General features: G+C 50.2%; 16 protein-coding genes. 11 read left to right on the top strand and 5 right to left on the bottom strand.

From position 1 onward, the window contains the following. Positions 1-45: 45 nt before the first annotated feature. Entirely contained in the window at positions 46-1,692 is a 1,647-nt protein-coding gene (gene pckA, locus AAA857_RS08590; RefSeq protein WP_338174554.1) for a phosphoenolpyruvate carboxykinase (ATP), read from the top strand. A 7-nt stretch (positions 1,693-1,699) separates the two neighbouring features. Here the strand turns inward: pckA and AAA857_RS08585 are convergent, their stop codons facing one another. Further along, positions 1,700-3,244 (bottom strand): hypothetical protein, encoded by a 1,545-nt coding sequence (locus AAA857_RS08585; RefSeq protein ID WP_338174553.1) that lies wholly within the window; start codon positions 3,242-3,244, stop codon positions 1,700-1,702. A 39-nt stretch (positions 3,245-3,283) separates the two neighbouring features. Then, on the bottom strand, positions 3,284-3,736 hold the full coding sequence (locus AAA857_RS08580) for a glutathione peroxidase (RefSeq protein WP_338174552.1): 453 nt from the start codon (positions 3,734-3,736) through the stop codon (positions 3,284-3,286). An 88-nt stretch (positions 3,737-3,824) separates the two neighbouring features. On the opposite strand from AAA857_RS08580, the gene AAA857_RS08575 reads away from it, so the two are divergent. From AAA857_RS08575 to AAA857_RS08540, 8 genes are all read left to right on the top strand, one after another. Then, a complete protein-coding gene (locus AAA857_RS08575; RefSeq protein ID WP_338174551.1) occupies positions 3,825-4,313 on the top strand; it encodes a peptidylprolyl isomerase in 489 nt (162 codons plus the stop codon). 78 nt (positions 4,314-4,391) lie between these two features. After that, on the top strand, positions 4,392-5,558 hold the full coding sequence (locus tag AAA857_RS08570) for a hypothetical protein (protein WP_338174550.1): 1,167 nt from the start codon (positions 4,392-4,394) through the stop codon (positions 5,556-5,558). 43 nt (positions 5,559-5,601) lie between these two features. Continuing rightward, on the top strand, positions 5,602-6,993 hold the full coding sequence (fumC, locus tag AAA857_RS08565) for a class II fumarate hydratase (protein ID WP_338174549.1): 1,392 nt from the start codon (positions 5,602-5,604) through the stop codon (positions 6,991-6,993). Positions 6,994-7,157: 164 nt separating this feature from the next. Next, positions 7,158-7,406: a DUF2892 domain-containing protein gene (locus tag AAA857_RS08560; protein WP_338174548.1), complete on the top strand. Its 249-nt coding sequence runs from the start codon at positions 7,158-7,160 to the stop codon at positions 7,404-7,406. Between the two features lie 24 nt (positions 7,407-7,430). Next, entirely contained in the window at positions 7,431-7,742 is a 312-nt protein-coding gene (locus AAA857_RS08555; protein ID WP_338174547.1) for a transglutaminase domain-containing protein, read from the top strand. Between the two features lie 223 nt (positions 7,743-7,965). Beyond that, entirely contained in the window at positions 7,966-8,160 is a 195-nt protein-coding gene (locus AAA857_RS08550; RefSeq protein ID WP_338174546.1) for a hypothetical protein, read from the top strand. A gap of 231 nt (positions 8,161-8,391) precedes the next feature. Next, on the top strand, positions 8,392-8,673 hold the full coding sequence (locus AAA857_RS08545) for a hypothetical protein (protein WP_338174545.1): 282 nt from the start codon (positions 8,392-8,394) through the stop codon (positions 8,671-8,673). A 127-nt stretch (positions 8,674-8,800) separates the two neighbouring features. Next, a complete protein-coding gene (locus AAA857_RS08540) occupies positions 8,801-9,430 on the top strand; it encodes a biotin transporter BioY (RefSeq protein ID WP_338174544.1) in 630 nt (209 codons plus the stop codon). A 27-nt stretch (positions 9,431-9,457) separates the two neighbouring features. On the opposite strand, the gene AAA857_RS08535 is transcribed toward AAA857_RS08540, so the two are convergent. After that, entirely contained in the window at positions 9,458-10,540 is a 1,083-nt protein-coding gene (locus AAA857_RS08535) for a PQQ-binding-like beta-propeller repeat protein (RefSeq protein WP_338174543.1), read from the bottom strand. Between the two features lie 128 nt (positions 10,541-10,668). Between AAA857_RS08535 and AAA857_RS08530 the strand changes: the two genes are divergently transcribed. Further along, positions 10,669-11,166, top strand: a complete 498-nt coding sequence (locus tag AAA857_RS08530; protein ID WP_338174542.1) for a carbonic anhydrase — start codon at positions 10,669-10,671, stop codon at positions 11,164-11,166. Between the two features lie 8 nt (positions 11,167-11,174). Here the strand turns inward: AAA857_RS08530 and AAA857_RS08525 are convergent, their stop codons facing one another. Beyond that, positions 11,175-12,062, bottom strand: coding sequence for a carboxypeptidase-like regulatory domain-containing protein (locus AAA857_RS08525; protein WP_338174541.1), 888 nt, complete (start codon positions 12,060-12,062; stop codon positions 11,175-11,177). 20 nt (positions 12,063-12,082) lie between these two features. Further along, positions 12,083-13,489, bottom strand: a complete 1,407-nt coding sequence (locus AAA857_RS08520; RefSeq protein ID WP_338174540.1) for a GTPase — start codon at positions 13,487-13,489, stop codon at positions 12,083-12,085. 48 nt (positions 13,490-13,537) lie between these two features. On the opposite strand from AAA857_RS08520, the gene AAA857_RS08515 reads away from it, so the two are divergent. After that, on the top strand, positions 13,538-13,771 hold the full coding sequence (locus AAA857_RS08515) for a hypothetical protein (protein WP_338174539.1): 234 nt from the start codon (positions 13,538-13,540) through the stop codon (positions 13,769-13,771).

The raw sequence follows: 13,771 nt of genomic DNA, 5'->3' as shown, positions 1-13,771 counted from the left end.
AAACCGGGGGGGTGGAAGATCAGAAAAAATGCTCAAGGAAGAGGAATGAACAGCCAAAAGGGACAAAGAGGGGCGGCAGAAACGGTCGGCATGGGCGGCGTCCACGGCACCCCTTCAGGGGACCTCGGAAAATACGGCATTACACCATCAGGAGAGGTTTATTGGAACCTCGCTGCTGGCGATTTAATCAACCTCGCAGTATCTCGTAGCGAAGGAAATTTAAGCGCCCACGGTGCTTTAGTTACTGAAACTGGGGAGCGCACAGGGCGGTCACCAAACGACAAATTCATCGTTGATGAACCAACGGTTTCCGACGACATCAATTGGGGCGATGTGAACGTCTCAACCAACCTTGAAACCTTCGAGCGGATGCGAGCAAAGGTGGTTGATTACCTCTCAGCCCAGGACGCTCTTTTTGTTCAGGACCTGTATTGTGGGGCTGACTTCTCAGAAGCGCTCCCCATTCGCGTCATCAACCATAACGCATGGCACAACACCTTTGCGCGCAACATGTTCATTCGGCCCGATGAAGCCCAAATGGCTGACCACACGCCTGAATTTACCGTTCTTCACGCACCGCATTTCGAAGCAGATGCTGAGGCTGACGGACTGAATTCACAGTGTTTCGTCATCGTGAATTACGCTGCAAAAGAAGTGATTATTGGCGGGACACGCTATGCTGGAGAAATTAAGAAGTCCATCTTCTCGGTCATGAACCTCATTCTTCCTAAGAAAGGCATTCTTCCAATGCATTGCTCTGCAAACACGACCGGTGAAAACACAGCAATTTTCTTTGGACTTTCAGGAACTGGAAAAACAACTCTCTCCGCAGACCCCAAACGAGCACTCATCGGTGACGATGAGCACGGCTGGGGCACCAACGGTGTGTTTAATTTTGAAGGAGGATGCTATGCAAAACTCATCGACCTTTCCGAAGAAGACGAGCCTGCTATCTTTGGAACGACCCGCCGATTTGGAACGGTTTTGGAAAACGTGGTGTTGGACTCGGAAGGCGTACCGGACTTCCACGATACTTCAAAGACGCAAAATACGCGTGGATCCTACCCGATTGAATTCATCGATAACCGAACAGGAGACTCAAAGGGTGGCCACCCTCAAAACGTGATTTTCCTCACCTGTGATGCCTTCGGAGTTCTACCTCCAATCTCCCGACTAACACCCTCTCAGGCCGCATACCATTTCATATCGGGCTACACGGCTAAAGTTGCTGGAACAGAAATCGGAGTCAAGGAACCTCAAGCAACCTTCTCCGCTTGCTTTGGAGAGCCTTTCATGCCCATGCACCCTGGTGTTTACGCCGACCTTCTATCCGACAAGATGGCCGAACACGGTTCCACTGCTTGGCTCATCAATACCGGTTGGTCTGGTGGTGCTTACGGTGAAGGGAACCGAATGAAAATCAAGTACACCAGGGCCATGCTCAATGCTGCCCTTGATGGTGATCTGGACGCTGTTGATTACATCACCGACGGACGATTTGGATTTGAAGTCCCAACCAGTTGTCCTGGCGTGCCATCCGAAGTCCTCCAACCGCGAACCACATGGACCGATGGTGAGGCTTACGATGCTACTGCAAACCAACTCGCTGAAATGTTCAATGACAACTTCAAGCGCTATGAAGCAGGCGTTTCGCCTGCCGTGAATGCCGCAGCACCGGCTCCTGTTGAATGAAAGGGCATCAAGCATCGTTTGATGAGGCTTGAAGCATCGCTTCATTTTTGCCTTTACCTTGGTCGATCGGAGTCAGTCCGTCAAGTAAGGACCGCAGTGAAGAAGCGTCTGGATGGTCGTTTTCTAACAGTGCTTTTTCGGCCTGAAGCAGTCGTTGAGCGATGGCTTCAAGATGAGTCTCATCGTTTCCAATGAGCGCAAGTTCCATCGCTTCATCAAACAATTCAACAGCCAATTCTGGGCGGTCAATGGCGAGCAATATACTGCCCAACCTGTCCAATGAAGCTGCGCCTTCAACCGGCGAGGTTGAGAGAAGGGCTGAGGCTTGTTGAACACGGTTTTGCGCCTCTGCTTGTTGTTCAAGGAGCATCGCAACAATGGCTGAAAGGACAAGCGAAGGTATGGTATCTACCGGATTTGATGTTGGTTGGTTGGTCGCTGCAGCAAGCAGGTCAAACGAACGCTGCAGGTTGCCTTCGTAGAGCGCTAATACTCCCAGCCTTCGCATCGCCTTGCGTTCTGAACCAACATCGTCGACCAGTGTAGCAAGATGAAGCGCACGAACAAGATGGCTGCGAGCCTGCTCCATTTCTCCTTCCATTCCTTCCAGGACGCCGAGGGCGGATTCTGTTCGGAGTAAACTTCCAGCCATCGCTCTGTGGGCGATTTCTGCCTTGGCCTCGTCAAGTGGAGCCAGGCCCAAACCGACCTGTTCCATGACGTCGGTCAGAAGGGCCTTGGTTGCTCTGAGGGTTGTTGGTATGTCATCTTCAGCGGATGTACGCAAAGAAGAGAGGTGCTCGTCCAATCGTTGGACGGGTTGACAAATGGTGGGAAGGTCGCCAAGGGCCTCAAGCCGTTTAGGTTTGATGCTGTATCCGCGGATGGTACGAGTCAAGTCTGCAATCAGGCGGCTTTCATCAATCTCGACCTCATCCGATTCGGTTTCATCGGCCATAGCGTGAGCAGAAGCGAGAAGCGAGTCCACCATCCAAGTCAGTTTTTTCTGCACGTCGTATTGATCTCGACGGCTGATGGCGTACTTCATTTCTGAGGCTCTCACTTGCCTTGACAAACTGCGTAATCGTTCGTCTCGCCCTTCTTCAATACCTCCGTCAATGAGCCGTTCAATGAAGGTCGAAGGGGGGCATGTGGTGAAGGCAAGACCCGCGGATTCGGCGGTTGTCGTCATTTTGAAATCATCCGAAACGAGAATCACCTCTGCCCCGTCACTACCCAACTGGTCTGCGAGAACCATCAGGGATAAATCGACATCTTGAGGGGCTGCTCGCTCCCCAATTTTGATGGCGAGTTTTCGGACATCTTCTTCATCTACGGGAGCGGAGTGCAAGAGTGTGTCAAACAACACCAAGAGGTTTGGGCGGCCAGGTATCTTGCGCATGCTCACCGTGGCGACCTCGTCTCTTACACCAGGAGTAATGAGTAATTTTGCCCCGTTTAATGCAATTTTGAGGTCTTCAACAACCTTGTCTTTTGCTTTTTGCCCCAAGTGGATAAAACAGTTCGAATCCACCACCCATGCTTGGCCCATGGATGATGCTTCAGCAACAAGGGCATGGTTCTTACTGCTTCAAAGTGAAATGCTTTCGGGCGTTACTCGAGTAGAAAAGCGTTGGATGGTACCGTCAGATTCAATGAGGAACTTCTCGAAATTCCACCGGATGTCGCCTGAATATCCGTCAGCATCAGCAACTTCGCTTAAAATGGAATAGAGTCCTGTTTTTCCGTCTCCTTTGACATCAATTTTGGCCATTAAAGGGAAATCCACGTCATACTTTTCAGCCGTAAATTCACATATTTCAGCGTGAGTTCCAGGCTCTTGTGCTCCAAATTGATTGCAAGGGAAACCAACCACTGTGATGTTTTCGTTTCCTGAATGAATCTCTTGAAGCCCTTGGTATTGCGGGGTTGCCCCGCATGCGCTTGCAACATTGACAACGAGCCAACGGGTTCCACCAAGTTCCCTCAAGGTGGTTTGTGTTCCTTCCATTGTGGTGATGTTGGTATCGAGTGCTTCGGACATAAGTTCTCCTTCAACTTGGGCGTTATGAAGATGTGGTTCGTGGCTGAACCAACCAAAGCCTCTTCAATCCCCGCCTTGTCGCCCGACCATGCAAGTTCTCATGGAAACCAGTGCAGGAAACATTACGATTGACCTCTTTCACGGCAGCGCCCCCGATACTGTGGCCAACTTCGTGAAACTCGTCAACATGGGGCACTACGATGGCCTCCACTTTCACCGCGTCATTGAGGACTTCATGATTCAAGGCGGCTGCCCTCATTCCAAAGACCCGATGCACCGACGCGCCGGTACTGGCGGACCTGGCTGGCAAATCCCCTGTGAGCCTTCTGCTCTCGCTCTCAAGCATGACAAGCCAGGAGTCCTTTCCATGGCTAACGCAGGACGAAATACTGGCGGCTCCCAATTTTTCCTCACCACCGTGGCGACTCCTTGGTTGAATGGAAACCACGCTGTCTTTGGCGAAGTGTCTGAAGGCATGGACGTTGTCAAAACCATTGAAAACTGTGCAAAGCTTCCTGGAGACCGTCCTCAACAACCGCAGCAAATCGTCCGCTGCTCTGTCATTGATGACTCGTAATCTTTTGACTAAGATCGAACCTACGGCACGCATAGAATACTGCCCGTAGGTTCTTGACCCATAACCAAAGGGAGGGCCATGGCTGTTGACGCAAGTGAAGCGCTTCTGCGTGCTACGCTGATAAGAAGCGACCCCTCCTTACGTGGCGTTACCCGTGAAAATGGCTCTGATGTTGAAGGTGAATACGACTGGAACTATTTCTCATCAAATGGAGAGCCGATCACGGAAGAAGACATCGTAGTCCGATGGAATTCTATGGCCCTTCCGCCAGGATGGGTTGATGTTTGGATTTGTCCAAATCCAAGAGGGCACATTCAAGCCACTGGAAAGGATACAAAAAATCGACTTCAATACCGCTACCACCCGGACTGGATAGAAATTACTGCGGAAATGAAATACGACGACGTTGTCTATTTTGCATCACAATTGCCCCGTCTTCGAAGACAGATTGATCGGGATTTGGAGGAACAGACGATGTCCCTTGAGACCGTTTCTGCACTCGTGGTCAGGCTTATTGACCTCTACAATATTCGGGTTGGCAGTGATGAATATGCCCGCTTGAACGAATCCTATGGGCTCACCACCCTCAAATCAATGCACGTCAAGCACATTCGTGGAGCAAAGGCGGAAGGGAAGCACGACGTCGTCTTCACGTTCACAGGAAAGTCCAACAAAGAGTGGGAAATTAAAGTCGAGGACGACCGTTTGGTTGACCTCATTTTACGAACCAATCGTCTCGGAGCAAAGGACGCTGATTTATTCATGTACATTTCGGAAGCCGGCAACGAAGTTGACCTCAAGGCCGAGCACATCAATCAATACATTCGCGCCAGCAGTGGAGAAGGGTTCACTGCGAAAAATTTCCGTACCTGGGCTGCAACTTCCCGTTGCGCTGAACGTCTTGCATTCCTGTCCAAAACCCAAACCCCACAAGCCATGAAAAAATGGTTGAAAACCCTGCCTGACGTAGAGTCAATGGGCAACATTTGGACTGAGGGAGAATGGAAGTGTCCAGAATCCGAAGCGCAGCGTACCAAGGTGATGCTCGCTGTTATCGATACGGTCGCAAGTGATTTGGGCAACACTCGTGCTGTATGCCGCTCGTCCTACATTCATCCGTGGTTTATGGATGCCTGGATGGAGGGAACCCTCGGAGATGCGTGGGAAAGTGTTGATTCTGAACGGAAAATACAGGGCCTTTCTCAAGAGGAAAGTGCAACGCTCCGGCTCTTGAAAACGATTTGAAGCGGCACTTATCTTCTTAGGATGGCCGTTCCAGCATTATGGTATGGGCGAGATGCGAATTGAGAAGGACACGATGGGCGAACTCGAAGTGCCGGTTGACCGCTACTATGGATGTCAAACAGCTCGTTCGTTGTTGAACTTTGATATCGGGGGAGACACCATGCCCGTCGGTGTTGTTCGTGCGTTTGGTATTCTCAAACAGGCTGCTGCAAAAACAAATGTTGCGCTTGAACAACTTGACCCTGAGGTGGGCGACCTCGTCATAGCGGCTGCCCAAGAAGTCATTGACGGGCACCTCAACGATCACTTTCCACTCCGTGTATGGCAGACTGGAAGCGGCACGCAATCCAACATGAATTCCAATGAGGTCATCGCGAACCGAGCCATTGAAATCGCTGGAGGCGAAATGGGCTCAAAGCATCCCGTGCATCCAAACGACCATGTCAATCGCGGTCAATCTTCGAACGATACCTTCCCCACCGCCATGCACATTGCTGGTGCTGAAGCCTTCACGCATCGCTTGTTACCGAGTGTTCGCGCCCTTCGAGATGCGTTGGACGCTAAAGCCAAGGCTTGGACGGACATTGTCAAGATCGGCAGAACACACTTGATGGACGCTGTACCGCTCACCCTCGGTCAAGAAGCGTCTGGATGGGTTGCTCAGTTGGATGCTGACTTGCGTCGCTTGGACTTTGCGCTGGACGACCTCTTTGAATTGGCTCTTGGAGGAACCGCAGTCGGAACTGGCCTCAACGCTCATCCACTCTTTGCGCAAATGGTTGCGGATGAAATCGCCAACATCACCGGATTGACCTTTTGTTCAGCAGAGAATAAATTCGCACAGCTCGCTGCCCACGACGCCATAGTTGCAGCGTCTGGAGCATTGAATACGCTCGCAGTATCATTAATGAAAATCGCCAACGATGTCCGATGGCTTGGTTCTGGGCCACGTTGTGGCCTTGGTGAACTGGCTCTACCAGCAAACGAACCGGGTTCCTCGATCATGCCTGGAAAGGTCAACCCCACACAATCTGAAGCATTGACGATGGTTTGCTGTCAGGTCATGGGGAACCACACGGCCATAACCATCGGGGGAAGCCAAGGAAACTTTGAGTTAAACGTCTTCAAACCGATGATGATTCACAACTTCTTGCATTCAGTGGACCTTCTCACCGATGCTTGCCGCACCTTCAGAACCCGTTGTGTAGAAGGTCTTGAACCCGTTCGTGCCAACATTCAGTCCAATCTTGAGAACTCGCTCATGCTGGTGACGGCTCTCAACAACCATATTGGATACGACAAATCAGCTAAGATTGCGAAGAACGCTCATGAAAAAGGGACCACTCTTCGGGAATCGGCTTTGGAACTTGGATACTTGACCAACGAAGAATTTGACCAATGGGTCCGTCCTGAGGACATGACGGGCCCTTCGTGACGAACATTAAAGGGAACCATAGGCCGACACGGAAAGGACCTCGGACCTGCTTCTAATGGAGGCGCATACAAAATTGGTGCAGTGATTGTTTCCACCACCAAATCAACACTATGAAGTAAAAAACATTACAGAACTACAAGTACGATATGGGGTGAACATTGGATATGAGTGAAGAATCGGACTTCAAAATTTTAATTACAAATCAGAGCAATAAAGACCGAACAATTAGAGTTGTTATAGCTGCAGTTTTGATTTTGGCCTACTTCTTTGTTTCATCAAGTGCAACGAATACCGTTGCATTATTTGGTCTTGGGGTTGCAGGTGTTCTTATTTTCAATGCGATTTCAGGTAATTGCTACATTTATCGCGCACTCGGCATCAATACTTGTGCGCTTCCTGAAATTAAAGATTAGGAATACCCCAAATTCCCTATTGAAATGCTTTGGGAACAGAATGGTGATTGCGAGGATGCAGCACTTCTTTACATCAGCCTGACTGAAAGTATCGGTTACGATTCAGCGTTAATGATTGGTGAAGTTAAATCAAGTTCCGATGAAGAATGGGGCGGTCATGCGTGGGCAGTCATTTTCATTCCTGACCATTCTGGTGATGGTTGGTATGGATTCGGCTCAAAGTCCGATGTACCATATTATTTCGTTGAAGCGACGGCTCACTATGATGGCTCCTCAATGATTGGTCAAAACCCATGGTATGATGTGCAAAACCATGGATTCTATGACGTCGAATGAGTTCCTACAAACCGATAATAAATGGATAAACCACTACCTAGAAGCACGAGGGTAGATCCAAAACACCCTTGTGCACAATTATTCTGTTCATATGGGCTCTCAGTGGGTCGTGTTCGTCCCTACCCTTTCAAACAAAAACATTCGGAAGGGGTCCCCTCTCGAATCATTGAATGATTTAGTACGGTGAGTTACATTTAGATATCGGAATGTCGGACTTCTCAGCATGGATGATGAAGCACCCTCTCCAGACGATACCTTGCTTACTCGTCTTGCAAATCATGGTTATGCCCTCGTCAGCCGTCTTTTTTACCCTCTTGTGATTGGTACTGTCATCCTCTTCATCCTGTTCAAAGTTTTTAGCTCTGACAGTTCATTTGGAGCCGCAGAATTGATTGGAATTATGGGTGGAGAGGCATGAAAAAGCCTTCCTGTTTGAACCATCAACCAATCAATTCGGACATGTTACGAGGGGTTATCTCATTACCCATTCAACTCTAAAAATAGGTTGTAAGGGTTCGCAGTGGGTCGTTTGTATCGCTACCCTTGTATGCCTGTGAAAAATAGGAGCCAGCATCTGTTGTATACCGCACTCTTGAATTCAAATGAAACTTTAACTAAAGATTATATTCCTAATCTAAGAGGCGACAGTATGTACCACAGAGTGAGCATAGCACAAATAAAACCTGAACAAATGGATGCTTTTGTTGCGAAGGCAGAACAACTTGAAGATGCAATGAAGGGACTTCCTGGACTGCAATCGGTGACCTTCATTCAAACCGGTGAAGGAGAAGCTGTAGGTTTGGCAGTCTATGACTCCAAAGAGAGTTTTATCGAAGCCGCACCTCTGGTTGTAGGAATTATGGGTGGTTTTGCAGAGTTCTTCACCGCTCCTCCAGAACAAAGGGATGGACCGGTTATTTGGTCAATTTGAACCTGCCCGTCAAGGGACTGAATGCGTCTCTGAATCAATGTCACAACGCCCGGCTCCCTGTTCAAAAAAGACGCAGGGCCCTCAAAAGGGATGGAATGACTAAATACGCTCTTAGAATGGAACGAATATGTTTCAGCACGTTGCATGGGAAAGGCCTCAACAGTGGCATCTTGACTTAAGTTCAGACAAGATGACCGTATTGGAGCGTGGAATTGCTATCGGCTTTTTCACAGCACTTACCGCTCTCTGTGCTCAATTCATTCTCTATCTTCCGATTTCACCCGTTCCATTCACGCTGCAAACTTTTGCAGTGATGGCCACTGGCGTCTATCTAAGACGTAACGATGCTTTCGTGGCGGGAAGTCTTTACCTCGTACTCGGAGCATTTGGTTTGCCTGTATTTGCTGGTGGTGGAGATTACCTCTTTGTTGAGGGTGCACTGTTTTACCAGGGCGGTTACTTGCTGTCATTTCCGATCGCATCAGCATTGGTAGCTGAAGGGTTGGACCGCTCACGCAAAGCCGGACATGCGGATTTGAAATCTCAACTGGTCTGTTGGACGTTGGCCATGATTCCCGTGTATGTGTTTGGAACGTTGTGGCTTGCGCACTCGCTTGATTGGTCAATGGAAGCCGCCTTTAATGCAGGAACGAAACCGTTTCTCCTGTGGGATGCTATGAAAATTGTCGCATTAGCGCTGGTCACCACAAAGGTGTGGGCTTATACTCCACGTGATGAAGAAACTGCAGGCGAATGAGGCCAATCTTTCTCCGGACTAGGAGCGTCACTTGGATTGGCGAAGAGCAAGAAGTTTGGCCTGTAAGGCAGCCTTTCGGTCACTCACCGGTTCGTCGTTTGACGTGCTTTCTTGGTTCAATCGTCTGGCGAAAAGGGTTGAATCCCACACGAGTACTTCTCCATCATCGCACCCAACCGCTGTCCGTGTCTCGGTGCTGGAAATACTACGAACTCGAGAGAGTGCTGTGCTAGCGAGTATAGAGCCGTCGCCTGAATCGTAAACCGACAGTTGGCCCGTAACTTCCGAGGCTCTAGCGACCCAGAAAAGATTCGTTTCGTCTGCGATAAGGCCTCGGTGTTGTGCGGTAATTGGGTCGCCTTTTGATTCCCATCGCAATTTCCCTTCATCGCTACGAACGGCAAGATGTCCTTCATCGGTTGACGCAGCAAAGCCTTGTGATAGCAGGTTAAGATGTTCAACTGCTCCCGACTCAGTACTCAACACGGTGGATTTGTGATCCACAACGGAACCGTCTGTTTGACCGAACAAAAGACGCTCACGCCCTGATACGCCGCTCATTACAGGATACGAAGTAGGAGGGAGATGATGTTCAAACGGAGGCTCGTCCGAGAGCGTTAACCAACCGCAACGAGGTCTTCCAAGGCCTGCGTAGCACTCATCTCCAAGCTCAAGCACAGACCAAGGTCGTTCATCCATTCGTTCGACCCAAAGACATTCACCGTCAACATCAAACTTCCAAAGAGCGGATTCAATGAAATCATTGTGCTCGATATCGTAGACCGAAGAGACGGCAAGAAGAGCATCGTTCCACCATCGGACATCGTCAGCACTTCCTTCGAGGGCAACCTTCCAACGTTGTTCGCCCGTGCCTGGGTCCAAAGCGACCAAATGCAATCCGCTGGTCACAACAACCGCCTGCTCGTTCACAGCAAGAGCACTGATTCTGTTTCCCGTTTGAGCAGTCCAACGAACGTTTCCTTCTTCGTCCCAACGAATCAGATGGCCGTCCCATCCTCCGGCGAAAACGTCTCCGTTTTCCATGACGTGGACCATCGAAACGCTTTCGCCAAGAGAGCGTACCATCCAAGTAGCGCCCCTGAGGTCCATGTTTGAAGCCAGAAGTTCTCCGCCATAAGGAGGTCGCTTGATTGATTGGAATAAATGAGGTTCCATCCTAAATGGGGAACGACGGACAAGAACAAAATGCTACCTCCGTGCGTTAGGGATTGAGCACCATGACTTCGTTCACCGATCGACTCAGCGATTCCAACGAGGCTTTTGTCAAATCTTTCGACGCTCATGATGTCCCTGGAAGGGCTGCCGTCCATCTTTTATTGCTGACTTGCATGGATTCCCGCATCGTCCCGCATGATGTTTTTGGATTGGAAGTTGGCGACATGAAAGTCATCCGAAACGCCGGAGGCCAATTGAACGCTGAAGTTGAACGTGATATCGTCCTCGGAAGCTATCTTTTGGACTGCGATAACATCGTCATCATGGCCCACACGCGATGTGCTATGGCCAGTTTGAGTGTTACCGATGTCAAGGAAACATTGGGGCGGCTAAGCGGGCTTGATTTCTCTACATTTGAGCCGAGAATGATTGAAAATCAAGAGGAGAAGTTGCGTAGAGATGTTGCAACCTTGCTGGCAAACCCGTTACTGAAGAACGATGTTCAGGTACGGGGCGCCATTTACGATGTTGATTCAGGAAAGGTCAACTGGATTTGCTGAACCTCAGTTCAATCCGTCAAGGGTATCCGTCGCCGAGGGACAGCGAACGTGAGAACGAAGGCTAGCAAACCAAGGATACAAGCCGAGTAATAGTGGCCCATTGTAAACACGGAAAGGCCTGCTGCGGTCCTCAATAACCCAATAGAGCCGTTTTTTAGAGCCCAAACGCTGAATCCTGCTGCAATGAGAGCGAGGCCCATGAATCCAAATCCGACCAATACGTAGGTTGCAGACGCACTCGGGTCCATCAAAGGATGATCCATTTGTGTCGGTGTCATGTCAATTTCGCGAATCTCACAATCGGTCACTTCCGGGTCGTCACAGGGTTGCTTGGCGAAGGTTTCTGACGAAGGCACATCGAATGAAAGTGTGGTAAAACCGATGGGTTCAATCAACGCTGGTGGAGAAAGAAGGACGCGGTTCGAGTAAACATCTCGGTGACCGTCTCGTTCCACGATGATGTCTGCGCGTATCAGTCCAGGAGTGAGTTTTTCAAATTCAAATCCTCCGTTTTCCCCAGTGGTATTTTCCACCGATAGCCATGTCTGAGTGCCGCGTTCTAACCAAGAGAGGTAAACGGTCGCTCCAGTGAGAGGTTGCCCCGCTTCATCCATGACAGTTCCGCGAAAAGTAGCGGTTTCGGCTGGTGCACTTTGTGCTAAACGATAGACGAATTCATCGGGCCGAATCAAACCATCATCGGGAGATGCGAAATCCAACCCGTTGAGAAAACCAAGTGCACAAATAAAGAGCAAGAAGACTGCTGTTGCTCGACCCATGGGGTGAAGATTGGGGTCTTCAATCGTCAGCACAGCACCGGAAGAGGCAAACAAAAGCGGCGTCTCTTCGATCATTTCATCGAGATACGGGGCTTCTTCCTCCGTTTCATCCGCCATGTTTGACGGTAGAGGTGGCCCTACTTGACTTCAATGCGCTCGTTCCAGCGAGCCTTCAATTTCTCAAGGGCTGCGTGTGTGAGCCAAACCGTGAGCGAGACCGTTCCGTTTGGATCGCGTTCGTTTGACGTGACCATCCCTTGGTCGTAAATATCGGAAACGATTCGTTCTACTGCATCGCCGTTACTGTCGACAGAAGGATGCACATGAACCGTTGACGGTGAACCAAACAAATGTCGGAGGATGGCTCGCTTTAATGCATCAATTCCATCGCCAGAATGCGCTGAGATACCAAGTGCAGGAGGGAAGCCAAGTCCAGCAACGGTAGCATGTGCTTCATCCAGCATGTGCTCGTCTGCTTGGTCGATTTTTGTCAATACGACCTGCATGGAATGGTGGTATGGGTCCATGGCATCGTTCCACGGAAATTCATCGTCAACCGGCTCGCCGTAAAGTCGTTCAAACACTTCTCGCCTGGTGGTCAGAAGTTTTCGTTCAAGTTCAAGGGGGGAGTCTGAGGCATCAGCCAAAACAAGAGTTAAATCGGCTTCTAACGCCTCAGCGAGAGTTGCTTTAAATGCCGATAGAGTGGCGTTTGGAATGTTATCAATAAATCCGATGGTGTCGGCAAGAAGAACGCGGGGGCTATCCTCCATGCGGCCCACGGTGGTCTCTAGTGTGGAAAACAATTGGTCCTCAACCAGCACTTTTTTCCCCGATAAAAGTCGGAAAAGGGAAGATTTTCCAGCGTTTGTGTAACCGATTAAACCAACCGTAACCGCTCCACTGCGAACCCGTTGGCGGCGATGTTCTCGCTGTGCATTGGTTTGCCTGACCTGCCTTCGGCGCAGGTTGGCTAATTCTCGCCCTACGTTTGCAAGCACGTTTTGAAGCGCCGTCACACCACCGCCACCGTATCCTGCTCGCTCGCCCGTAGTTTGCTGATGCATGAGTTCTCGAAGTACGGTTCGGTCCGATTGCAACTGAGCGATTCGTACCTGTGTTCTTGCCTCAACTGACGAGGCGTGAGAAGTAAAGAGTGACAACAAGAGTCGTACTCGGTCCCAAAGTTCGAGGCCGATGGTTTGGCTGATGTTAACCAGTTGGCGAGGGGTTGCATTGGTGTGAATGAGAACGAGGTCAACCTTCGCCCACGGGTGTTCTTTGATGGCGCTTTTTCGCTCGTCCGCTACGTCTTGCAAACGCCCTTTTCCGAAGTAACTTCGAGGGTCTGAATTCCCTTTTTGTTCTATTTTTTCAACCACAGAAATGCCCATGGTAGCGACCAATGCCTCAAACTCAGACGTGTCTTCTTCACCGCGGACCAAGAGCAGCGCGTGACGCCCCTCGTGGTTGGTCCGTGCCTCTCCCAAGACGACACCTCCGCTCCCGGCAACGACAAAGGGGTCCTCGGGCGGTTGGGCCATGGACGGTGGGGGGATTAGCCTCATATCAGCCCACCCCAAGACCTCGTTATGGCGGAACGCCACCAGATGGCCCTGACATGGACCGGGGACCTTGAAACCGCTCACCGCTTGGCTGGATTAGCCGGCCCGCATTCATGTGAAATCAAACCGATCGATGGTCGGGCCTCGGTGGTACTCACCGTCATCGTTGTTGAAACCGATTTGCAACAACTGCGTGACACCGTTGACGCTCTTCTGGTATCCTTTGACACTGTAGAAAGCGAGGACGAACGGAGCGATTGA

Source organism: Candidatus Poseidonia alphae (assembly GCF_943787815.1).
Lineage (GTDB): Archaea > Thermoplasmatota > Poseidoniia > Poseidoniales > Poseidoniaceae > Poseidonia > Poseidonia alphae.
The sequence above is the reverse complement of the archived record's forward strand: the minus strand, read 5'-3'. Positions and strand labels throughout refer to the sequence as shown.

Coding starts and splice junctions, on each gene's coding strand:
- AAA857_RS08535 (WP_338174543.1), bottom strand. CDS start 10,540: ATGGACCTCAGGGGCGCTACTTGGATGGTACGCTCTCTTGGCGAAAGC.
- AAA857_RS08515 (WP_338174539.1), top strand. CDS start 13,538: ATGGCGGAACGCCACCAGATGGCCCTGACATGGACCGGGGACCTTGAA.
- AAA857_RS08580 (WP_338174552.1), bottom strand. CDS start 3,736: ATGTCCGAAGCACTCGATACCAACATCACCACAATGGAAGGAACACAA.
- pckA (WP_338174554.1), top strand. CDS start 46: ATGAACAGCCAAAAGGGACAAAGAGGGGCGGCAGAAACGGTCGGCATG.
- AAA857_RS08520 (WP_338174540.1), bottom strand. CDS start 13,489: ATGGCCCAACCGCCCGAGGACCCCTTTGTCGTTGCCGGGAGCGGAGGT.
- fumC (WP_338174549.1), top strand. CDS start 5,602: ATGGGCGAGATGCGAATTGAGAAGGACACGATGGGCGAACTCGAAGTG.
- AAA857_RS08585 (WP_338174553.1), bottom strand. CDS start 3,244: ATGGGCCAAGCATGGGTGGTGGATTCGAACTGTTTTATCCACTTGGGG.
- AAA857_RS08570 (WP_338174550.1), top strand. CDS start 4,392: ATGGCTGTTGACGCAAGTGAAGCGCTTCTGCGTGCTACGCTGATAAGA.
- AAA857_RS08555 (WP_338174547.1), top strand. CDS start 7,431: ATGCTTTGGGAACAGAATGGTGATTGCGAGGATGCAGCACTTCTTTAC.
- AAA857_RS08560 (WP_338174548.1), top strand. CDS start 7,158: ATGAGTGAAGAATCGGACTTCAAAATTTTAATTACAAATCAGAGCAAT.
- AAA857_RS08575 (WP_338174551.1), top strand. CDS start 3,825: ATGCAAGTTCTCATGGAAACCAGTGCAGGAAACATTACGATTGACCTC.
- AAA857_RS08550 (WP_338174546.1), top strand. CDS start 7,966: ATGGATGATGAAGCACCCTCTCCAGACGATACCTTGCTTACTCGTCTT.
- AAA857_RS08545 (WP_338174545.1), top strand. CDS start 8,392: ATGTACCACAGAGTGAGCATAGCACAAATAAAACCTGAACAAATGGAT.
- AAA857_RS08530 (WP_338174542.1), top strand. CDS start 10,669: ATGACTTCGTTCACCGATCGACTCAGCGATTCCAACGAGGCTTTTGTC.
- AAA857_RS08540 (WP_338174544.1), top strand. CDS start 8,801: ATGTTTCAGCACGTTGCATGGGAAAGGCCTCAACAGTGGCATCTTGAC.
- AAA857_RS08525 (WP_338174541.1), bottom strand. CDS start 12,062: ATGGCGGATGAAACGGAGGAAGAAGCCCCGTATCTCGATGAAATGATC.